17 protein-coding genes and 1 rRNA gene are annotated in these 22,074 nt (G+C 58.0%); 13 read left to right on the plus strand and 5 right to left on the minus strand.

The window, feature by feature from the left end; translation table 11 throughout:
* Positions 1–33 precede the first annotated feature (33 nt).
* Positions 34–3,099 carry a pilus assembly protein gene (locus LWH94_RS06160; protein ID WP_232901560.1) on the plus strand — a complete coding sequence of 1,022 codons (3,066 nt, stop codon included), beginning with the start codon at positions 34–36 and terminating at the stop codon, positions 3,097–3,099.
* A complete protein-coding gene (locus LWH94_RS06170) occupies positions 3,092–3,544 on the plus strand; it encodes a type IV pilin protein (RefSeq protein WP_269802498.1) in 453 nt (150 codons plus the stop codon). Before LWH94_RS06160 ends, LWH94_RS06170 begins: the two co-directional genes overlap by 8 nt.
* A gap of 19 nt (positions 3,545–3,563) precedes the next feature.
* Here LWH94_RS06170 and LWH94_RS06175 read toward each other — a convergent pair whose 3' ends face one another.
* The 3 genes from LWH94_RS06175 to LWH94_RS06185 form a co-directional block, all read right to left on the minus strand.
* Positions 3,564–4,130 carry a GspH/FimT family pseudopilin gene (locus tag LWH94_RS06175; protein WP_232901561.1) on the minus strand — a complete coding sequence of 189 codons (567 nt, stop codon included), beginning with the start codon at positions 4,128–4,130 and terminating at the stop codon, positions 3,564–3,566.
* Positions 4,131–4,203: 73 nt separating this feature from the next.
* Positions 4,204–5,610: a sigma-54-dependent transcriptional regulator gene (locus tag LWH94_RS06180; protein ID WP_232901562.1), complete on the minus strand. Its 1,407-nt coding sequence runs from the start codon at positions 5,608–5,610 to the stop codon at positions 4,204–4,206.
* A gap of 50 nt (positions 5,611–5,660) precedes the next feature.
* The gene (locus tag LWH94_RS06185) at positions 5,661–7,307 is read right to left on the minus strand and encodes a sensor histidine kinase (protein ID WP_232901563.1); all 1,647 of its coding nucleotides are present in this window, start codon (positions 7,305–7,307) and stop codon (positions 5,661–5,663) included.
* Positions 7,308–7,397: 90 nt separating this feature from the next.
* Between LWH94_RS06185 and LWH94_RS06190 the strand changes: the two genes are divergently transcribed.
* Positions 7,398–9,062: an NAD+ synthase gene (locus tag LWH94_RS06190; protein WP_232901564.1), complete on the plus strand. Its 1,665-nt coding sequence runs from the start codon at positions 7,398–7,400 to the stop codon at positions 9,060–9,062.
* An 11-nt stretch (positions 9,063–9,073) separates the two neighbouring features.
* Here the strand turns inward: LWH94_RS06190 and LWH94_RS06195 are convergent, their stop codons facing one another.
* Positions 9,074–9,907: an outer membrane protein assembly factor BamD gene (locus tag LWH94_RS06195; protein WP_232901565.1), complete on the minus strand. Its 834-nt coding sequence runs from the start codon at positions 9,905–9,907 to the stop codon at positions 9,074–9,076.
* A gap of 63 nt (positions 9,908–9,970) precedes the next feature.
* Between LWH94_RS06195 and rluD the strand changes: the two genes are divergently transcribed.
* From rluD to clpB, 3 genes are all read left to right on the plus strand, one after another.
* A complete protein-coding gene (gene rluD, locus LWH94_RS06200) occupies positions 9,971–10,948 on the plus strand; it encodes a 23S rRNA pseudouridine(1911/1915/1917) synthase RluD (RefSeq protein ID WP_232901566.1) in 978 nt (325 codons plus the stop codon).
* A complete protein-coding gene (gene pgeF, locus LWH94_RS06205) occupies positions 10,938–11,693 on the plus strand; it encodes a peptidoglycan editing factor PgeF (protein WP_199458083.1) in 756 nt (251 codons plus the stop codon). Before rluD ends, pgeF begins: the two co-directional genes overlap by 11 nt.
* A gap of 158 nt (positions 11,694–11,851) precedes the next feature.
* Complete coding sequence (gene clpB, locus LWH94_RS06210; protein WP_232901567.1) at positions 11,852–14,428, plus strand: ATP-dependent chaperone ClpB; 2,577 nt, start codon at positions 11,852–11,854, stop codon at positions 14,426–14,428.
* A 48-nt stretch (positions 14,429–14,476) separates the two neighbouring features.
* Here the strand turns inward: clpB and LWH94_RS06215 are convergent, their stop codons facing one another.
* Complete coding sequence (locus tag LWH94_RS06215) at positions 14,477–14,971, minus strand: DUF4124 domain-containing protein (RefSeq protein WP_232901568.1); 495 nt, start codon at positions 14,969–14,971, stop codon at positions 14,477–14,479.
* A 470-nt stretch (positions 14,972–15,441) separates the two neighbouring features.
* Here LWH94_RS06215 and LWH94_RS06220 point away from each other — a divergent pair, with 470 nt between their 5' ends.
* The 7 genes from LWH94_RS06220 to LWH94_RS06250 all read left to right on the plus strand — a co-directional run.
* Positions 15,442–17,160 carry an acetolactate synthase 3 large subunit gene (locus LWH94_RS06220; RefSeq protein WP_232901569.1) on the plus strand — a complete coding sequence of 573 codons (1,719 nt, stop codon included), beginning with the start codon at positions 15,442–15,444 and terminating at the stop codon, positions 17,158–17,160.
* 2 nt (positions 17,161–17,162) lie between these two features.
* Entirely contained in the window at positions 17,163–17,654 is a 492-nt protein-coding gene (gene ilvN, locus LWH94_RS06225) for an acetolactate synthase small subunit (protein WP_036218832.1), read from the plus strand.
* A gap of 64 nt (positions 17,655–17,718) precedes the next feature.
* Positions 17,719–18,735, plus strand: a complete 1,017-nt coding sequence (gene ilvC, locus LWH94_RS06230) for a ketol-acid reductoisomerase (RefSeq protein ID WP_058341567.1) — start codon at positions 17,719–17,721, stop codon at positions 18,733–18,735.
* 90 nt (positions 18,736–18,825) lie between these two features.
* Positions 18,826–19,638: a CDP-diacylglycerol--serine O-phosphatidyltransferase gene (gene pssA / locus LWH94_RS06235; protein WP_022987781.1), complete on the plus strand. Its 813-nt coding sequence runs from the start codon at positions 18,826–18,828 to the stop codon at positions 19,636–19,638.
* A gap of 91 nt (positions 19,639–19,729) precedes the next feature.
* Positions 19,730–20,701, plus strand: coding sequence for a protein-methionine-sulfoxide reductase catalytic subunit MsrP (gene msrP, locus LWH94_RS06240; protein ID WP_232901570.1), 972 nt, complete (start codon positions 19,730–19,732; stop codon positions 20,699–20,701).
* Entirely contained in the window at positions 20,701–21,318 is a 618-nt protein-coding gene (locus LWH94_RS06245) for a sulfite oxidase heme-binding subunit YedZ (protein WP_232901571.1), read from the plus strand. The genes msrP and LWH94_RS06245 overlap by 1 nt, the downstream gene beginning before the upstream one ends.
* Before the next feature lie 431 nt (positions 21,319–21,749).
* Positions 21,750–22,074: ribosomal RNA gene (locus LWH94_RS06250) — 16S ribosomal RNA — on the plus strand; the annotation flags it as partial.

The raw sequence follows: 22,074 nt of genomic DNA on the forward strand, positions 1-22,074 counted from the left end.
CGTCCCAGGAGATTAAGAACGTAAGGAATGGTTATGAGTAAATGGACTTTATGGCTGGCCACGGGAATGGCCGTTGCTTCCGGATTTGTGCAGGGGGCTGAAGCGTTAACCATGCCGCAGAAGCCGCTTTATTTGGCAGATACGCAAGGTGTGCCGGGAGCCGTTGTGTTTGCACCGATGGCTGGTGGCGAGAGTTTTCTTCATGGTGGTGCTTACAGCAGTGATGCCGTTTTTACCGGATACTTTGATCCAGGCAAGTGCTATCTCTATCACTTCGAAGAACGGGAGTCTGGGCGGCACTTTCACCCTGCCAGGCGGGCTGAAGATCGCTATTGTGGTGGTGATGGTGAGTGGAGTGGCAATTTTCTTAATTGGGTGACAGCGACACCCGCAGATCATTATCGACAGACCTTGACGGGCGGTAATCGGGTTCGGGATGAGGATGATGAAATCTGGCTACAGCCCGCGTTGGCCACAAACAATACAGTGGAGCATCAACGAACTATTCGAGGTACTCAAGTAGTTCAGGGTGCTGCGCCTTTTAAAACGGAGCTCGGCTACCCGGTGTCGGAACTTACGGTTCTGGCCAGTGGGGCCGGGCCCTCAATCATCGTGACCCCCGGTGTTTCTGGCAGTGAGGCGGAGCGGCCCGTGCAGGACTTTAATCCGGAAGAGTATCCCTATGCCGATGGCCAGAACGAAGCAGACCAATATTCTTACCGAATCAGTGCCAGGGTGAAAGTGTGTGACGCAAGCGTTGGTCTGGAAGACAATTGTGTTACCGGTAACAGCCTTTCAGAGCCGGAAGGGTTGATTCAGCGCCATGCCGGGTTTCTGGGTTATAGCGCGGTGGTTGCCGGTGAAAGTGGCACAGGGCCGGTTGCTCAAGGGCTCGGCAGGGTTATTGATTACTTGAACGAGGCTGACTGGCATGCCGGTAGTGGGGCTTTTGGGGAGCTTCAGGCACTGGCGCTTCGGTTGTTTCAAAATACCAGCGGGACTGACGATCCGGTTCAGTACAGGTGCCAGGCGAATGCCATTGTTGCATTCGGCGGAGCCCGGTCAGCCGAATCGCCTGTGGTGCAGCATCCCGATCCTGCTGTGGTTGGCCGCATAGAGGATGTTCGTCCTGATCTTGAGGGTGAGCAACCCGTTACCATTTATCGAATTGATGGCCAGGAAAATATCGGTGAGCGTCTTGCCGGCGCATTTAAGCATCTTCTGGCAAATAATGAGGCAAGCGAGTCGGGGCTGACATCTGGTTCCACCACTACCGCACCCGACTCAGCCTTGTTCGGAGCCAGTTTTAACCCGTCTCACTGGACCGGTAGTTTGAAAGCAACGGATGCCTCGGAGATAGGTTACGAGCCGAATCAAGCCAGTGTTCATCTTTGGCAGGCAGGGGAAGTGCTGGATAGCCGTGATTTGCAAGCAAATCCCAGGGCTCTTTATACCTACAACGGCGATACTGGTAACGGTGTCGCTTTTGCGCCGGCAAGTATTTCTGGCTTTAGCAATCGCATGCGAGATGATTTGAACCAAGGGGATTTCACCGCAGCTGAACGTGTCAGGTATTTTCAAGGGCATGCCGTAGCAGGCTTGCGCCAGCGCGAAAGTTTGCTTGGGGACATGGTTCATTCCCGGCCGGTTTACGTTCAATCTCCGTCCCTCCCATGGCCGGGCAATGGCCCCTTTGCGGGCTACAGTAAGTTTCGGGGCCAATACGATGGTCGGCAGGCCATGGTGTATGTGGGGGCTAATGACGGCATGCTCCATGGTTTTTCCGCCGATACCGGGGAAGAGCTGTTTGCTTATATTCCCGAGTTTTTGGCGTCTTCCGCGGATGATCGTGGTCTCCACTATCTGACTAACCCCGGGTATCAGCACCGCTATTATGTGGATCTCACGCCCGTAGTCTCAGATGTTCATACCCGTGGTGCCAGTGATGGCTTTAAACGTTGGCGCACCGTTTTGGTGGGTGGTGCTCGCACCGGGGCCAAGGGCATTTTTGCTTTGGACGTTACAGAGCCCAAGATCTTTGCAGATGTTGCAGCCGGCCTTCCCATGTGGGAATTCAGCTCAACGGATGACGCCCGCATGGGCTATCAGCTTGAGCCACCGAAAATAGGCCTGGCCGATTGGGGTAAGGGCGAGAAGCGGTGGACCGTGTTTTTGCCTAATGGTTATGGCGCCGAGTCGCCGGCAACCGGTTTATTCATGCTGGACATTGAAGGCGGATTATCCGGGACCTGGCAAGAGGGCGTGAACTACCGTTTTATCGCTTTTGAAACGGGCGAAGGCGCAACCGGGTTGTCGCCGATACGGCAAGTTGATCTGGATGGCGACAGCATTATCGACCGGGTTTATGCCGGTGACCTGGAGGGTAATCTCTGGGTTGCGGCTCAGAATGGCCAGAAAGCCTGGGCAAATGCTTATAAAAAGCCTTTGCTGACTGCTCGCGTTGATGGTGCTGCTCAACCCATTACATCGCCACCTGCGGTTATCCGGTATCCGGAACGGCAAACAATGGTGCTGTTTGGAACAGGCAAATACCTGCATCAAGGTGATATTGCTGACAGTACGGTGCAGAGTTTTTATGGGATTTTTGATAAGCACGCCGGGATAACGCGCTCTGACCTGGCTCGCCGTGATTTGATCAGGACGTCGCTGAGTATTGATGGCAATACACAGAAGGTAAGGACTTCTAATGGAGACAGTTTTGATGCCGCCAAGTACGCAGGATGGTACGTGGATTTGCCGGCGCCTGGAGAGCGGATTGTGCAAGCGCCCCAGGTCAGGGGGCGAACGGTTTTTGTGAATACGCAAACACCAGACGCCGATCCTTGTGATAACGGTGGTGAAAGCTGGTTGATGGCATTCGGTCTGGATGGCACAACTCCGGATCAGCCGGTTTGGGCAAAGCTGGAGGATTCCTTTGTGGGTATACAAGTCAGGGGTGGTAAAGTCTCTGAAGCAAGCATTATTGGCTCGGATGCGTTCATGCCGCGTTGGGATGGCAAGCTTTGGAAGGAACGGGTAGAGACTGGCCGGGCTCAGGGCCAACTGGGAAGGCAAAGCTGGCAGGAGCTCTATGAATAAATCTTGTTGCGGTTTTACTCTGATTGAACTGATGTTCGTTGTTGCCATCATCGGTATTGTTGCTGCTATCGCTTACCCGAACTATCAAGGCTACGTAGAAAAAGCCCGACGTGGTGACGCCCAGGGGGTGCTTATGCAGTTTGCCAGTGCCATGGAGCGTTACTACACCCAGAACAACACCTATGCAGGTGCAGATGACGGCAATGGAGTGCCAAGCGCTCCACCGAGCGATCTGTTTCCCGATGAGGCGCCCCTGGATGGTAACGCCAAGTTTTACGATCTCACCATTCAGGATTTACAGGCTAATTCATTCACGTTGCGGGCAACGCCTAAAAACGGCCAGTCGGGCGACGGCTTTCTGCAGCTCCACTCCAACGGCGTGCGCGAATGGGATGCGGACAACTCCGGAAGCATCGGTGCGGGCGAGAATACCTGGTTTGAATGATTAACGGACCTGCAGGATGTCAACTGCAGGTCACCGCATTACCGCTGGCGTCTTCCAGAAGGCCGTCACCGTCTTCATCCTCGGAAAGCCTCGGTCGGCCACCCATGTTAACGACAATCTGTGCAGCCAGGTGGCTGTCGTTATCATCCGGGCACCAGACCAGATTGCCGATCGCGTAACTGGCCATGCCGGAAGCAAAGAATCGAAAATACGGCCGGTTAGCGGTATTCCCCTCCCAGCTGCCGCCTTTCGCGAGATGGGTGATACGCACGATATCGTCTTCGTGAGCAAGAACCCGATCAGCGTTTGGGTCCCGAAAGGCGGTGATTGGTAGTGTATTCCAGCTGTCAGTGCACTGATTGGCTGAATCTAGCGGGCAAACGGTGACGGTTTGCTGATCCATGATGGCCGTGTTTCGGGCCAGGTTAATCAGTGTGATCATGTCGCTGACTGCGGAATGCCGGCGGGAGTTTTCGATGAGGCTTCCCATGGAGGGAATCGCGTAGCTGGCAATCACTGAGATGAGTACGATCACAATCATCAACTCCACCAACGTGAAGCCAGCTGAAATCCGTGCAGGTGCCATAGACGGTTCCTTGTCTTGTATTCAATGGGCGAGCATCCGGCTCACACCGACTATAGCCCAAACTGGCGGGCAATCAATCCATCCCCAGCTTCTTCAACCGATACCGCAATGCCCGAAAACTGATGCCCAAACGCCGGGCCGCCGCCGTTTTATTCCAGCGTGTCGCTTCCAGCGCTTTCTCGATAGCCTGGCGTTCAATGCCCTCCAGAAAGTTTTCCAGATTCATTTCGCCATCGGGTATGGTGTTGGCGGGCGTGGTTTTGTTGTTTGATGTTGAAGTACCAGCGTTGGCTGGGTCAGCCGCCGGGGCTGGCATATCGGGCCCCACCCCGCCATTCAGGTGCAGATCTTCGGCGTCGATGGCATCGTCATCGCACAGGGTGAAGGCCCGTTCCAGGATGTTTTCCAGCTCCCGCACGTTGCCGGGGAAGTCGTAATTCTGCAGGCGGTTAACGGCATCGTGTGTCAGTGTCGCGGGCTCGCATTCGTATTCACGGGCAATGCGTTCGAGAATGTGGCGGGCCAGCAGTGAGATATCTTCGCTCCGATCCCGCAGTGGCGGTACCGCCAGTTCGATCACATTAATACGGTAGAACAGGTCCTGGCGGAAATTGCCGTACTGCACCAGCTCAGCCAGGTTTTTATGAGTGGCACTCAACACACGGATATCCACGGGGATTTCTTTGGTATCGCCCACCGGCCGCACGGCTTTTTCCTGAATGGCGCGTAGCAGTTTAACCTGCATGGCCAGGGGCAAGTCGGCCACTTCGTCCAGGAAAAGAGTGCCGCCGTCGGCGCTGCGGAACAGGCCGGGTTTATTGTCAATGGCGCCGGTGAAGCTGCCTTTCTTGTGGCCGAAGAATTCGCTTTCCATCAGTTCCGACGGTATGGCTCCGCAGTTGACGGCGATGAACGGGCCGTCGGCTCTCGGGCCTTGCAGGTGGATCATCCGGGCAACCAGTTCTTTACCGCTGCCGGATTCGCCGCTGATAAACACGGGGGCCTGGCTGCGAGCCAGTTTGCGGGTCTGATTGCGCAGTTTGCGGATTTGCGGGGATTCTCCCAGCAGCAGGCCGGGCTCGTCGTTCTCTTCGGCCGGCTGTAGTTTTGGCTCGGACAGCTTCAGGGCGCTGTTTACCAACTCCCGCAGCCGGGGCAGTTCCACCGGTTTGGAGACAAAATCAAAGGCGCCGGCTTTTAGCGATTCAATGGCAGTGTCCATGCTGCCGTAGGCGGTAATCACGGCTACCGGGGTGCAGGGGCTGTGTTCCTGAATCCACTGCACCAGTTCTATGCCGTTGCCATCCGGCAGGTTCATGTCGGTCAGGCACAGGTTAGGCTGGTGCCGGGCCAGTAAACTCCGGGCGCTGGCCAGGTCGGGCGCGGTGTAGGCCTCTATGCCCATGCGGGTGAGGGTGATTTCCAGCAGGTCCCGGATATCCGGTTCGTCGTCTACGATCAGCGCGGTCTGTTTTGTCATTATCTGTGTTCAGTTCTTTGATGAATGGCAGTGCGTTGGCAGCCCGGCGGTCAGATCATCCGGCCCGGATGGGCGAAGGTGATCCGGAAGCGGCAGCCGGGTTCGCCATCTTCCACCAGCGACAGGTGCGCCTGGTTGGCTTCACACAGTTCCCGGGCCAGGTACAGGCCAAGGCCGGTGCCGCTTTTGTCGGTGGTGAAAAACGGCTCGAACACGGAGTTGCGGTGTTCCGGGGCAATACCGGGGCCGAAATCCTTAACATCCACAAAGGCCCGCTCGCCATCGGCACTGGTGCCTGCGGCTAATTGTATCCTGTTTTGGCCGCTGTGCTGTTTGCTGTACCGCAAACCATTGTCACACAGGTTTACCAGCACCTGTTCAACCTGGCTTTTATCGAACCGGGCGGCGGGTATGGCGTCATCGCAGAAGAGTTCAATCTGTACGGGGGTGTCGTCGTCCAGGGTTTGCAGGAAGTCCTGGCGGAACTCTTCAAGCCAGCTGGCCACATCCACCAGTTCGGTATCGGCTGCCCGGCGGCGGGACAAGTCCAGTACGTTTTCGATAATGCCGTTCACCCGCCGGGAATGCCGGCGAATGATATCCAGCATCTGCTGGTCGGCTTTGTCCAGGTGGGGAGATTCTTCCATCAGCTGGGCCGCGTGGCTGATGGCGCCCAGCGGGTTGCGGATTTCATGGGCGATGCCGGCGGTCAGGCGGCCCAGTGAGGCCAGCTTCATTTGCTGGGCCTGCTGGGTAACCTTGCTCATGTCTTCGATGAACACCAGTATCAGGTCGCCTTGCTCCTGATCCAGCTGGGTCAGGCTGGCTTGCAGCAGCGGTGATGTGGATGATGGCTGGAAGGGTTCTATTCGCCGGTCGGGGTGCCTCAGCCACAATTCCAGGCCTTTTTTCAGGGGCGGGGGTAATTCCCGGTGGTTGTGCGCTGTACCGTTTTCATGGGTAGCTGTGCCGAACAGCAGTTCCTCGGCCGCCGCATTTGCCAGCCGTATATACCCGTGCCGGTCCAGTACCAGAATGCCGGTGCGCATGCGCTGGATGATCTGCTGGTTGATCTGCTCCAGCTCGGCAATGCTCCTGGCCCGGCTGCTGGCCAGGGCTTCACTGCGGATCACCCGTTTGGAAATGCCCTGCAGAATGACCGCCGTGGCGAAATACAGGATGCCCAAAGAACCGGCCCGAACAATGTCGTCGGCACTTTCGTTGATGGTGATCACTGCCCAGCCGGAGATGCCCAGCGAGCAGATGGCCGCCAGTGCGGCGTAGAAGGTGCCCATGCGGGTGGGGGTCAGGATGTTGCCGGCGGCCACGGCCACAATCACCAGGTTGGCCAGCCCGTTGGTAATGCCGGAACTGGCCAGCAGCAAGCCGTGCATCACCAGGATGTCTGCCAGTATGGACAGGATGATGTGCCGCTGCCGGGGCTGGAAGCCGGCCAGCAGAAGCAGGGCGATAAAGCCATTCAGGGCCAGGTACGAAACCACCCCGGCCTGGTAGTAATCCAGCCAGCGGAAACGGGTGTCTGCGGTGAAAGGGTCTACAAACAGCAGGGCAACCAGCAGCAGGCTGATGACTACCCGGTAGTGGTTGTAGATCCGGAACAGGCGCGCCTGCTGGTATTTTGCCGGTGGCCCGAACGGGGAGCGGGCATGGGTTGTGTTGGTAAGCTCGGTTGCCATGAAGGGGTTATTGCCTCTGCCCGGAAGAAATCCTTGCCTTTGCGGGGTTATAATAGCCTTTTCATGGCAACAAGTTACAGGAGCCTTTGCATGGCCACACCCGGAACCGCATCCGCCGATTCAGACTCCCCCCGCAAGCTGCGGGTGGTTATGGCCCAGCTGGACTTTCTGGTTGGCGACATTCCGGGTAATACCGAGTTGGTACTGAAGGCCACCCGGCAGGCGCACGAGCAGCACAAGGCCGATATCGTGCTGTTTCCGGAGCTGTGCCTGACCGGCTATCCGCCGGAAGACCTGCTACTGAGGCCGAGCCTGGACCTGCGCATTGCCGAGGCCCTTGAACGTTTGCAGCAGGCCAGCCTGGAACCGGCCATGGTAATCGGTGCCCCGGTGCGCACCGGCGGCTTGTTGTATAACGCCGCGGTGGTTGTCGAGAAAGGCGAAATCCGCGGCCGGTATTTCAAGCGTTGCCCGCCCAATTACCAGGTGTTTGATGAAAAGCGCTACTTCGCCGAAGGCCGCGATACTCTGGTGATGGAGTTCAAAGGCGTGCCCGTGGGCATCACCGTGTGTGAGGACATCTGGAAAGATGGCCCGCTGGAAGATGCCGCAGCCGCCGGTGCGCAACTGATTCTGAACCTGAATGCTTCCCCCTACGACATCGACAAACAGGCCCGGCGCAAGGCGCTGCTGGAACGCAAGGCGGCGGATAACCGGGTGAGCATTGTGTACACAAACCTGGTGGGCGGGCAGGACGAGCTGGTGTTTGATGGTGGCTCCATGGTGGTTGACCACGCCGGTGCGCTGGCGGTGGAGGCACCCCAGTTTGCCGATGGCCTGTTTCCGGTGGAATTCCTGTGTGAGCACCACTGCCAGCCAATCTCTCAGCCCTTGCCGGAGGAGCCTTCCCTGGAAGCCAATGTGTACAGCGCACTGGTGACGGGTGTTCGGGATTACGTGAACAAGAACGGCTTTAAATCCGTGGTGCTGGGTTTATCCGGCGGTATCGATTCTGCTGTGACCCTGGCGGTGGCTGCCGATGCCCTGGGCAAGGACCGGGTAAGGGCGGTGATGATGCCGTTTCGTTATACCTCCAGCGCCAGCCTTGAGGATGCCGAGGCCCAGGCCAGTGCCATGGGCGTTCAGTACGATGTGTTCTCCATCGAGCCCATGTACGACGTGTTCATGCAAACCCTGGCCAAGCCCTTTGAAGGCACGAGGCCGGATACCACGGAAGAAAACCTGCAGGCCCGCCTGCGGGGCGTGTTGCTGATGTCACTGTCCAACAAGTTCGGTTCTCTGGTGCTGACCACCGGTAACAAGAGCGAGATGGCAGTGGGTTATTCCACCCTGTATGGCGATATGGCGGGCGGTTTTGATGTGCTGAAAGATGTGCCGAAAACCCTGGTGTTCCGCCTGGCCTGGTATCGCAACAGCCTGTCGCCGGTCATTCCGGAGCGGGTGATTACCCGGCCGCCGTCCGCAGAGCTGGCGCCGGACCAGAAAGATGAAGACAGCCTGCCGGGGTACGACATTCTGGACCAGATCCTGAACCTGTACGTGGAGCGGGATTACAGTGCCGAGGCCATTGTCGCGGAAGGTTTTGAGCGGGCGGATGTCGAGCGGGTGGTAAGGCTGGTGGATATCAACGAATACAAGCGCCGGCAGGCACCCATCGGGGTGCGCATTACCGAGCGAGGGTTTGGCAAAGACCGCCGGTATCCGATTACCAACGGCTGGAAAATTGGCAAGTAAGGCCGCCGGCCTTACTCGTCGCCCATCAGGCCGAAGGTGACCACGTTGGTGAGGGACCGGTTCTGGCGGCGCAGGCGGTCAGACTGGAACTCACCGTTCTCATCAAAGGCTTCGCTGTCGGGGAAGTTCTGGCGCAGGGTAGCGATGGCATCGCTCGCGCCTTTCTTCAGGTCCATAAAGCGGAAAGTGTCGGCCAGCAGAATCAGGGCTTCTTCAACCGCCGGGGAAGACGGGAAGTTCTCCACCACATACCGTGCCCGGTTGTTGGCCGCCACAAAGGCCTCACGCTTGATGTAGTAGCGGGCTGCGTGCAGTTCCAGTTCGGCCATGCGGTTGCGGATGGCGATCATGCGCTGGCGGGCATCCGGGGCGTATTCGCTGTCCGGGAAACGGTTCAGCAGCTGGGAGAAGTCCCGGAACGCCTGCAACTGTTCACCCGGGCTGCGGGCCGCTACATCAATCGGGAAATAACGGGCAGCCAGGCCCATGTCCAGGTTGTAAGACGCCAGGCCACGCATGTACATGGCGTAGTCCAGGTGGTCGCTCTGGGGGTTCAGGCGCATAAAGCGGTCAGCTGCCGCCCGTGAGCCTTCCAGGTCCAGGTTCTGGTAGCGGGCGAACATCAGGTCCAGCTGGGCCTGTTCGGCGTAGCGGCCGAACGGATAATAGGTTTCCAGGGCGTCCAGGTTTTCTTCGGCTTCGTTGAAGTTGCCGGAGTTCATGGCCTGGCGGGCGTTGTCGTAGTACGTCTCTTCCGGCAGTACTTCCACTTCACGATTAGAGGCGCAGCCGCTGGCCAGCGCAATGATAGTGGAAATTAGCAGTAATCGGACAACTGATCTCATGCCGGAATCCCGTATAATGGTCGCAACTTGAATGAACCCCGCATTGTAGCAAAAAGAGGCCGAATGTCTTCCGATAACCGTATTACCGGACATTACACCATCCCCCCGGAACTGAGCGACCGGCGGCTGGATCAGGCTGCGGCCGAACTCATGCCCGAGCATTCCCGCTCGCGCCTGCAGTCCTGGATCAAAAGCGGGGCGCTCACGGTGAACGGCGAAGCCCGCAAGCCCAGGGACAAAGTCATGATGGACGACGTTCTGGAACTGGGCGCCGAGCCGGAAGTGCAGGTTACCTGGGAAGCCGAGCCGATTACGCTGGATATCGTATACGAAGACGAGCACCTGCTGGTGATCAACAAGCCCGCCGGGCTGGTGGTGCACCCGGCGGCGGGCCATGCCGACGGTACCCTGGTGAATGCGCTGCTGAACTATGCGCCGGAAGTGGAAAACCTGCCTCGGGCCGGCATTGTGCACCGGCTGGATAAAGACACCTCCGGCATTATGGTGGTGGCTCGCAGCCTGATTGCCCACACCTCGCTGGTTAACCAGCTGCAGGAACGCACCATGGGCCGGGAATACGAGGCCGTGGTAGTGGGTTCTCTTACCGGTGGCGCTACGGTGGATGCGCCCATTGGCCGGCACCCGCAGGATCGCAAGCGCATGGCTGTGGTGTCGTCCGGTAAGCCGGCAGTGACTCATTACCGGCTGATTGAGCGCTTTGCCGCCCATACCCATGTTCGTTGCAAGCTGGAAAGCGGCCGCACGCACCAGATTCGGGTACACATGACCCACGTGCGCCATCCGCTGGTAGGTGATCCTGTTTATGGCGGTCGTCTGCGTTTGCCCAAAGGCACCACCGAAGAGTTGCGGGATGTGCTGGCGGCATTCCATCGCCAGGCCCTGCACGCCCGGCAGCTGACCCTGGAGCATCCGGAAACCGGTGAGATTCTGAGCTGGGAAGTGCCCCTGCCAGAAGACATGGTTCACCTGATCGAAACCCTGCGCAAGCATGCCCGGGAACTGGAAGAGAATGATTACTGAGCACGACGTACTGCGCCCGGACTGGCCTGCGCCACGCCGGGTGCGGGCCTTGTGTACTACCCGTAAAGGTGGCGTCAGCCGGCCGCCCTGGCGCAGCCTGAATCTGGGCGACCACGTGGGTGATAATCCTGGCCATGTGCAGGAAAACCGCCAAACCCTGGCCCGCTTCGCCGGGCTGGACAGCAACCGCATTGGTTGGCTGAACCAGGTGCATGGCACCGAAGTGGTTGAATTAACGCCTGCCACCGTGGGTTCCCGCCCGGATGCAGACGCCAGCTTTACCCGTATTCCCGGAATGGCCTGTGCCATCCTGACGGCCGACTGCCTGCCGGTGCTGCTGGCGGACCGCAAGGGCACGGTGGTGGGCGCGGCCCACGCCGGCTGGCGCAGCCTGTGTGGCGGTGTACTGGAAAACCTGGTGGCCGCCATGGCGGTGGAGCCTTCGGAGCTGGTGGCCTGGATGGGCCCCGCCATAGGCCCGAAGCAGTTCGAAGTGGGCCCGGAAGTGCGCGAAGCCTTTATCGAGCAGTCCCCGGAAGCCGCTAATGCCTTCAAATCAGCCGGTGCCCGCCCCGGCCATTTCATGGCCGATATCTACCACCTTGCCCGCCAACGCCTGCAGCGCACCGGGGTTAGCTCGGTATCCGGTGGTAGCCTGTGTACCGTGCGCGACCAGGACTGGTTTTTCTCCTACCGCCGAGATGGCCAGACTGGCCGTATGGCGTCGATTATCTGGCTGGGCTGACCGGCCGAAGCTGACGGCCGTCAAGTTTTCGTCGAAATAGTCAGCCCCCAGCTTGAAGTCCCCCTACCTGCCCCTACATTAAATGTCAAAGCAATCGGAATACGCCGAAGGCAGCGTGCCGTGTTGCGTATTCGCAAAAAATTCGGGGAACTGAACTCATGAGAATCGACAAGCTGACCAGCAAACTGCAGTCCGCTTTGGCGGATGCGCAGTCGATCGCGGTAGGCAAAGACCATAATTTTATCGAGCCGGTGCATCTTATGCAGGCACTGCTCGATCAGCAGGGCGGATCGGTAAAGCCGCTGCTGCAACAGGTGGGTGCAGAGGCTGGCCGGGTGCGCCAGGCCGTCGCCCAGGAAATTGAAAATCTGCCGGAAGTGCAGGGCAACGCCGGCGATGTGTCGGTGTCGAACGATCTGGGCCGGCTGCTGAATATGGCAGACAAGCAGGCCCAGAAGCGGGGCGACCAGTTTGTTTCCAGCGAGTTGATCTTGCTGGCGGCGCTGGAAGACCGGGGTTCTCTGGGCCGCATTCTGCGGGAGCAGGGCGTAGACAAAGCCGCCCTGGAAAAAGCTATTGATCAGGTGCGTGGTGGTGAAACCGTGAATGATGCAGGTGCAGAAGAAAATCGTCAGGCGTTGTCCAAGTACACCATCGACCTGACCGAACGGGCCGAACAAGGCAAGCTGGACCCGGTGATTGGCCGGGACGATGAAATCCGCCGTACCATCCAGGTGCTGCAGCGCCGGCGCAAGAACAACCCGGTGCTGATTGGTGAACCGGGTGTGGGTAAGACTGCCATTGTGGAAGGTCTGGCCCAGCGCATTGTGAACGGCGAAGTGCCTGATGGCCTGAAAGACAAGAAGGTGCTGTCCCTGGATATGGGCTCGCTGATTGCCGGCGCCAAGTTTCGGGGCGAGTTCGAGGAGCGCCTGAAGGCGGTGCTGAACGAGCTGTCGAAGCAGGAAGGCCAGATCATCCTGTTCATCGACGAGATTCACACCATGGTGGGCGCCGGTAAGGCGGAAGGCTCCATGGATGCCGGCAACATGCTCAAGCCGGCCCTGGCCCGGGGTGAGCTGCACTGCGTAGGTGCCACTACCCTGAATGAATACCGGGAAAACATTGAGAAAGACGCGGCCCTTGAGCGCCGGTTCCAGAAGGTGCTGGTCTCCGAGCCCAGCGAGGAAGACACCATTGCCATCCTGCGGGGCCTGAAAGAACGCTACGAAGTGCACCACGGGGTTGAGGTAACTGACGGCGCCATCATCGCTGCCGCCAAGTTGTCGCATCGCTACATCACCGACCGCCAGTTGCCGGACAAGGCTATCGACCTGGTGGATGAAGCGGCCAGCCAGATCCGTATGGAGATGGATTCCAAGCCGGAAGCCCTGGACCGCCTCGAGCGCCGGCTGATTCAGCTGAAGATCGAGCGCGAGGCCCTGAAGAAAGAGAAAGACGACGCCTCCAAGAAGCGACTGGCGGAGTTGTCGGATGTGATTGCCGGCGTGGAACGGGAATACTCGGACCTCGAAGAAGTGTGGAATGCCGAGAAAGCGGCCCTGCACGGCTCCCAGAAGATCAAGAGCGACCTGGAGCAGGCGCGCATTGACCTGGAAACCGCCCGCCGTTCCGGTGACCTGGGGCGGATGTCGGAACTTCAGTACGGCAAGATTCCGGAACTGGAACGCCAGCTGGAAATGGCCGGCCAGGCCGAGATGCAGAAGATGGAACTGCTGCGTAACCGGGTAACCGATGAGGAAATCGCCGAAATCGTTTCCAAGTGGACCGGTATTCCGGTGTCCAAGATGCTGGAAGGCGAGCGCGACAAGCTGATGCGCATGGAAGAGGTGCTGCACGGCCGGGTGATTGGCCAGGAAGAAGCGGTGGAAGCAGTGTCTAACGCCGTGCGCCGGTCCCGGGCCGGGTTGTCAGACCCGAACCGCCCCAACGGTTCCTTCCTGTTCCTCGGCCCCACGGGTGTGGGCAAAACCGAACTGTGCAAGGCGCTGGCCTCGTTCCTGTTCGATACCGAAGAAGCGATGGTGCGCATCGATATGTCCGAGTTCATGGAGAAGCACTCCGTGGCCCGGCTGATTGGTGCGCCTCCCGGATACGTGGGTTACGAAGAGGGTGGTTACCTGACCGAAGCGGTGCGCCGCCGGCCCTATTCCGTGCTGTTGCTGGATGAGGTAGAGAAAGCCCACCCGGATGTCTTTAACATCCTGCTGCAGGTGCTGGACGACGGCCGCCTGACCGATGGCCAGGGCCGCACCGTGGACTTCCGCAACACGGTGATTGTGATGACCTCCAACCTGGGCTCTCACATCATTCAGGAGAAGGCGGGCGAGGAGAACTACGAAGACATGAAGTCTGCGGTGATGGAAGTGGTGGGTACCCACTTCCGCCCCGAGTTCATCAACCGTGTGGATGAAGTGGTGGTGTTCCATCCGCTGGCGGAAAACCAGATCCAGGGCATTGCCCGCATCCAGATCGCGAACCTGGCGCAGCGCCTGAAGGATCAGGACATGAAACTGGAGATCGCCGAAGATGCCATGCAACTGCTGGCCGAGGTGGGCTACGATCCGGTCTACGGTGCCCGTCCGCTGAAGCGGGCGATCCAGCGGCTGATCGAAAACCCGTTGGCGCAGAAGCTGCTGAAAGGGGAGTTTATGCCGGGGGATACCATCGTGGCGACGGTTCAGGACAACGCCGTGGTGTTTGCCAGCAAGTAATTGCTGCGCAGTGCCGGGGCTTCGTGGCCCCGGCTGGCTTTTTTTGGCTCAGCGCTGTTCGGCGGGTTCTTGCTGTTCTTCTCTTTCTTCCATAGGCCCGCAGTTTTCCGCTGCCACTTCTTCGAATTTCTTGCGCTGCTCTTCAATCTCTTCCGGCGTGAGATAGCGCATCTCGCCGTTTTCTTCTACCCGGATCCTGGCGTTGCTGTTGATCACATCCAGGTTGGAGCGGGCGGTGGCGCAGTTGGCTTCACGCTGTTTGCGCAGGGCTTCTTCCTGGGCCGTTTCCTGGCGCTGCTGGGTTTCAGCCTGCTGGCGCTCCTGGATTTCCTGAACCTGCTGTTGCGGGCTCACCCGGGACGCCTGGCCGCCGGAACTCTTGCCGGTGCGCACGTTAACAATCTCTGCAGATGCACCATTAGGCTGGCGATCCCCGAAGTGGGTTACGCCGCTGTCGTCGGTCCATTTATATACGGAGGCACCGGCGGCGAAGCCAGGGGCGGCGGCCATGATCGCGGCCAGCATCAGGATTTTTCGGTTCATAGGTCCACTCGTTATTCGATTACTGCCTGGTGACATGATGCCACCCCGAATGCGGATTTTCTTCTGTCTGGTTCAAATCTCTTGCACCATTATTGGCCAACCGGGGCCCTGTGTCTAAGAAAATGGTGGCAATTAAGCCACAGCGCCTATTGACAGTGAGTTTCCCGCTGTCAGAATTGCAGATTGCCTGAAGACTGGGGTCAATACGGCAGGCAATCCCGAGCGAGTATCCCCCGTTAATCACCACACTGCGTTCGCCACCCGCTGGCGGGCACTGGTTGTTGCTTACGTGCAACCCGTTGATTGGTCGTTCTCCGCAACCCTCAGGAGGGCGGCTGGCCAGGAGACAACCTCTTAAAAATGGTGTGGAGGAGTACGCCGGTTCCGCTTTCACAAGAAGCAGGGAAACCGAGAATCCAGGCAACCGGGGCGTAACCCGGCTCATTCACTCGTAGAAGAGGGTAGAAATCGTGGAGTTATTGTCTGGCGCCGATATGCTGATCCGCTCCCTGCAGGATGAAGGGATCGAATACATATACGGCTATCCGGGTGGTGCAGCCCTTCATATTTATGATGCGCTGTTCAGGCAGGACAAAGTCAAGCATATTCTGGTGCGGCACGAACAGGCGGCGGTCCACATGGCCGACGGCTACGCCCGTGCAACCGGAAAACCAGGTACCGTACTGGTGACCTCGGGTCCTGGAGCCACCAACACTATTACCGGCATTGCCACCGCATTCATGGATTCCATCCCCATGGTGGTTCTGTGCGGCCAGGTTGCATCTACACTGATTGGTGAAGATGCCTTCCAGGAAACCGACATGATCGGTGTTTCCCGCCCGGTGGTTAAGCACAACCTCAGTGTGCGCCATCCGGAAGAAATTCCTGAAGTGATCCGCAAGGCTTACTACATCGCCTCTACCGGCCGCCCCGGCCCGGTTGTGGTGGATATCCCCAAGGATATGACCACCCCGAACGAGCGCTATGAGTATGCCTATCCGAAGAAGGTCAAGCTGCGCTCCTATAACCCGGCAGTTCGTGGCCATGCCGGCCAGATCAAGAAAGCCGTAGACATGCTGATGGCGGCCAAGCGCCCGATCATCTATGCCGGCGGCGGTGTGATCCTGGGCAAGGCCTCAAACCAGCTGACCGAGCTGACCCGGACCCTGGGCTTCCCCATCACCAACACCCTGATGGGCATCGGCTGCTATCCGGCGACCGACAAGCAGCATTTGGGCTGGCTGGGCATGCACGGCACCTATGAAGCCAACATGGCGATGCACCATTCAGACCTGATTCTCTGTGTGGGCGCGCGCTTTGATGACCGCGTAACCAACGCCACCGAGAAGTTCTGCCCGGGTGCGCGCATTATCCATATCGATATCGACCCGGCGTCTATCTCCAAGACCGTAGATGCAGACGTGCCCATTGTTGGCCCGGTGGATGCGGTACTGAAAGAAATGCTGTCGCTGGTCAAAGAGTCGAAGGACAAGCCGGATGCCGAAGCGCTGGGGTCCTGGTGGAAGCAGATCGAAGAGTGGCGCGCGTTCCACGGTATGCGTTACGAAACCAGCCCGGATGTGATCAAGCCGCAGGAAGTGGTCGAGATGCTCTGGAAGCTCACCAACGGTGATGCCTTCGTAACCACCGATGTGGGCCAGCACCAGATGTTTGCTGCCCAGTACTACAAGTTCGACAAGCCTAACCGCTGGATCAACTCCGGTGGCCTCGGCACCATGGGCTTCGGCCTGCCGGCAGCCATGGGCATCAAGCTGACCCATCCGGAGGATGAAGTATTGTGCTTCACCGGTGAAGGCAGTATCCAGATGAACATCCAGGAGCTGTCCACCTGCAAGCAGTACAACCTGCCGGTGAAGATCATCAACCTGAACAACCAGGCCCTGGGCATGGTCAAGCAGTGGCAGGACATGAACTACGAGTCCCGTCATTCCCAGTCTTACATGGAGTCTCTGCCGGACTTCATCAAGCTGGCTGAAGCCTACGGCCATGTTGGCGTGCGCATTGATCGCAAGGAAGACCTGGAGCCCAAGCTCAAGGAAGTCCTGGCGATGAAAGACAAGCTGGTATTTGTGGATATTTACGTGGACCGCTTCGAGCATGTGTACCCGATGCAGGTTGCCCGTGGTTCCATGAAAGATATGTGGCTCAGCAAAACGGAGAGGGTGTGATCATGCGTCGAATCATTTCTGTTTTGCTTGAAAACGAGCCGGGCGCACTGTCCCGCGTGGTTGGGCTGTTTTCCCAGCGCAACTACAACATCGAAACGCTGACCGTGGCGCCGACCGAAGACGAGACCCTGTCTCGCCTGACCGTCACCACCAGCGGTTCCGACAAGGTTATCGAGCAGATCACCAAGCAGCTGAACAAGCTGATTGAAGTGGTCAAGCTGGTAGACCTGACCGAAGGTGCCCACATCGAGCGTGAGCTGATGCTGGTCAAGCTTAAGGCAACCGGTTCCCAGCGTGCGGAAATCAAGCGCACCGTGGATATCTTCCGGGGCCAGATTGTCGACGTAACCAGTTCGGTTTATACCGTTCAGCTGGCCGGCGACAGCAGCAAGCTTGATGGCTTTATCCAGGCTGTAGGCACGTCTGGCGTGCTGGAAGTGGTGCGTACCGGTGTATCCGGCATCGCCCGTGGCGAAAAAGTTCTCAGCCTGTAAGGGCTGCCCGAAAAATTTGAACACTATGGCCCCGAAGGGCTGTTACTGATAACAGAGGTTTCTCATGCAGGTTTATTACGATAAGGATTGTGATCTTTCCATCATCCAGGGCAAGAAAGTTGCCATTCTGGGCTTCGGCTCCCAGGGCCACGCGCACGCGTGCAACCTGAAGGACTCCGGTGTAGACGTAGTGGTTGGCCTGCGTGCCGGCTCTTCCTCCATCGCCAAGGCTGAAGCCTACGGCCTGAAGACCAGCGACGTGGCTTCTGCCGTTGCTTCCGCCGACGTTGTTATGGTGCTGACTCCGGACGAGTTCCAGGCCCAGCTGTACCGCGACGAAATCGAGCCGAACCTGAAGCAGGGCGCAACCCTGGCCTTCGCTCACGGCTTTGCTATCCACTACAACCAGATCGTTCCGCGTAAAGACCTGGACGTGATCATGGTTGCTCCGAAGGCGCCGGGCCACACTGTACGCACCGAGTTCACCAAGGGCGGCGGTATTCCTGATCTGATCGCGATCTTCCAGGACGCTTCCGGCAACGCCAAGAACGTAGCCCTGTCCTACGCCAGCGGCATCGGCGGCGGCCGTACCGGTATCATCGAAACCACCTTCAAAGACGAAACTGAAACCGACCTGTTCGGTGAGCAGGCGGTTCTGTGTGGTGGCGCGGTTGAGCTGGTTAAAGCCGGTTTCGAAACCCTGACCGAAGCGGGCTACGCTCCGGAAATGGCGTACTTCGAGTGTCTGCACGAGCTGAAGCTGATCGTTGACCTGATGTACGAAGGCGGCATCGCCAACATGAACTACTCCATCTCCAACAACGCTGAGTACGGCGAGTACGTAACTGGCCCGGAGGTGATCAACGAGCAGTCCCGCGAAGCCATGCGTAACGCACTGAAGCGCATCCAGAGTGGTGAATACGCCAAGATGTTCATCTCTGAAGGTGCCCTGAACTATCCGTCCATGACGGCTCGTCGTCGCCAGAACGCGGCTCACGAGATCGAGACTGTGGGCGAGAAGCTGCGTTCCATGATGCCGTGGATTTCCGCGAACAAGATCGTGGACAAAGAAAAGAACTGATCCGGAATTTCCGGTACGGTTTGAAAGCGCGGCCCTAGTGGCCGCGTTTTTCGTATATACTCCGCCCAAATGCTTTCCGGAGTTTATGGAATGACTGAAGAGAATAAATCTGTCGACAAGCCTGAACCGAACAAGGCTGCAGAGCTGGACCTTGAAAGTGGCGAGGTTGTCGAGGAAGAGTTGGTTGAGGGGGCAAAGGTGCGCCGTAAGGGCATCTACCTGCTGCCCAATGCCCTGACCACCGCATCCCTGTTTTCCGGGTTCTATGCCATTGTCTCTGCCGCCAACGGCGTGTTCGATAACGCCGCCATCGCTATTTTCGTGTCGATGGTTCTGGACGGCCTGGACGGCAGGGTGGCCCGGATGACCAACACCCAGAGCAAGTTCGGTGAAGAGTATGACAGCCTGGCCGATATGGTGGCCTTCGGCGTGGCTCCGGGTATGGTGGCCTTCTTCTGGGCCCTGAACGGTCTGGATAAAGTGGGCTGGGCCATCACGTTCATCTACGTGGCCGGCGCGGCATTGCGGCTGGCTCGCTTCAACACCCAGATTGGCTCTGTTGATAAAAAGTTCTTTGTGGGTTTGCCGAGCCCGGCTGCAGCCGCTTGTGTGGCAGGCCTGGTCTGGTGCTTCCATCAGTTTGAACCGTCCGCCTGGCTGACCTTGCTGTCTATTGTGGTCGTCGGCGGTGCCGGGGTGCTGATGGTGAGCAACGTGCTTTACCGCAGCTTCAAAGACCTGGATTTGCGGGGGCGGGTGCCTTTCGCCGCTATCTTGCTGGTGGTTTTGATACTGGTAGTGATCGCTGTAGACCCGGCCACCGTATTGTTCACTGCGTTCCTGATCTATGCGTTGTCGGGTCCGGTCCGCGCCTTGTTCCGCAAAAAGCCAAAGCGCGCCTGACGACAACTGCTTCCCGCCCGGATCCTGCCCGGGCGGGAATTTCTCCGGGAATGTTCGGTCTATCTGTTAACCGCGAACTCTGGAGCCTCCGATGTTTATCAAGCAACGCCCTTCCTGGTCTGTCCCTGAATCTGAAGTAACCCCGGAATCCGTTTACCTCAACCGGCGCAAGTTCATGACCGGTGCTATTGCTTCAGCCGCTGCGCTGTCGATTCCGGGACTGGTTCGGGCGGAAGATACCCGGCCGGGAACGGTTTTGGACTACAAGGCTGCGCCGCAATTCTCCACCGACGAGAAACCGGCCCCGTACGAGGCCATCACCACGTACAACAATTTCTATGAATTCGGCACCGGTAAGCAGGACCCATCCCGCTATGCTTCGGAAATGTCTGTGGACCCCTGGTCCGTTGAAGTAGAGGGGGAGTGTGCGAACCCCGGCAAGTACGCGCTGGAGGATTTGCTGAAGCCTCATCAGTACCAGGAGCGGATCTACCGGTTGCGGTGTGTGGAGGCCTGGTCAATGGTGATCCCGTGGGTGGGTGTACCGCTGGCGGAGGTGATCAAACGCCTGGAGCCGAACTCGGATGCGAAATTCGTCTATTTCGAAACGCTGGATGCGCCGGAGCAGATGCGGGGGCAGCGATCCCTGTTCAGTACCATCGACTGGCCCTATCGGGAAGGCCTGCGTATGGATGAGGCGATGAACGAGTTGTCGTTTCTGGCGGTAGGTCTGTATGGAAAGACCTTGCCCAACCAGAACGGTGCGCCGATCCGCCTGGTGGTGCCCTGGAAATACGGTTTCAAGAGTATCAAGTCGATTGTGCGTATCCGCTTTATGAAAGAGCAGCCGAAATCCAGCTGGGAAATGATTGCGCCAAGCGAATACGGCTTCTACGCCAACGTGAACCCGGAAGTGGATCACCCGCGCTGGAGCCAGAAGATGGAGCGCCGTTTGCCTTCGGGCGTGTTCCGGCCGAACTGGATCGAGACTGAAAAGTTTAATGGCTACGGCGAGCAGGTGGCCGGCCTTTACAAGGGCATGGACCTGTCCAGGTATTACTGATGGCATCTGCCGTGGCAAATAGGTGGCGCAGTATTGCCGGAAAGTGCCTGGTGTTTGGTTTGGCCCTGCTGCCGCTGGGCTTTCTGGTTGTTGATATTGTTAATGCCAATCTGGGGCCGGACCCCGGGCAGGTGATTACGGAGGCGCTTGGCATTGCCGCATTCCAGCTGCTTCTGGTTACGCTCGCTATTACCCCATTAAAGAAAGTAACCGGCTGGTCGGGCTGGTTGCGTTACCGGCGGATGCTGGGGTTGTTTGCCTTTTTCTATGCCGCGTTGCATCTGCTGGCCTTCCTGCAGCTGATTCTGGGCTGGATGGATCTTTGGGCGACCTTTACCAAGCGCCCTTACATTATTGCCGGTGCTGCCGCATTTCTGGCGATGGTGCCCCTGGCGATTACATCTACCCGGAGAATGATGAAGCGTACCGGGCGGTGGTGGAAGCCGTTGCATCGTTTGATTTACCCGGCAGCGATACTCGCGTGGGTGCACTTCCTCTGGCAGGCAAGAAGTGACATTACCGAAATGGTGGTTTACGCGGTAATTCTGGCGGGATTGTTGGTGGTGCGAGCCAGGTGGTTTGGTGTTTCGTCCCTGGTGCCACTAAAAAGAACTTGAAATACGTCACAAAACGGACAATAAATAGTCGTTGTGGTGAGTGATTGATCATGCGTGTAGGTGGAAACCGAAGCCCGCAGGTTTTTTTCGGAAAAGGGCGTTGACAGTTTTTCTTACGCCTGTAGAATGCGCACCACTTCTGAGGGACAAGCCGCTTACGGCAACTTTCGGAAGGAATGCAACCGATTGAAAGTATTCGAAAAATTGCTTCAGAAATTATTCGAAATCAACGGTTGACAAGGCGGCGGAACGATGTAGAATACGCGGCCTTGATTGAGCAACAGCTCAAACGCTCTTTAACAAGTTAACCAAGTAATTCGTGTGGGCGCTGGCCGAGGTATTTCGGATACGAAATATCAGGACAGTGACTCGTCGAAAATTGAGTTTTGTCTTGAGCAAGAATTAAGAACTTTCGGGTTCTTGTATGATTTAAACTGAAGAGTTTGATCATGGCTCAGATTGAACGCTGGCGGCAGGCTTAACACATGCAAGTCGAGCGGTAACAGGGGGTGCTTGCACCCCGCTGACGAGCGGCGGACGGGTGAGTAATGCTTAGGAATCTGCCCAGTAGTGGGGGACAACAGTCGGAAACGGCTGCTAATACCGCATACGCCCTACGGGGGAAAGCGGGGGATCTTCGGACCTTGCGCTATTGGATGAGCCTAAGTCGGATTAGCTAGTTGGTGGGGTAAAGGCCTACCAAGGCGACGATCCGTAGCTGGTCTGAGAGGATGATCAGCCACATCGGGACTGAGA

This window comes from Marinobacter sp. G11 (assembly GCF_021282325.1).
In the GTDB taxonomy this organism is placed as follows: Bacteria; Pseudomonadota; Gammaproteobacteria; order Pseudomonadales; family Oleiphilaceae; genus Marinobacter; species Marinobacter vinifirmus.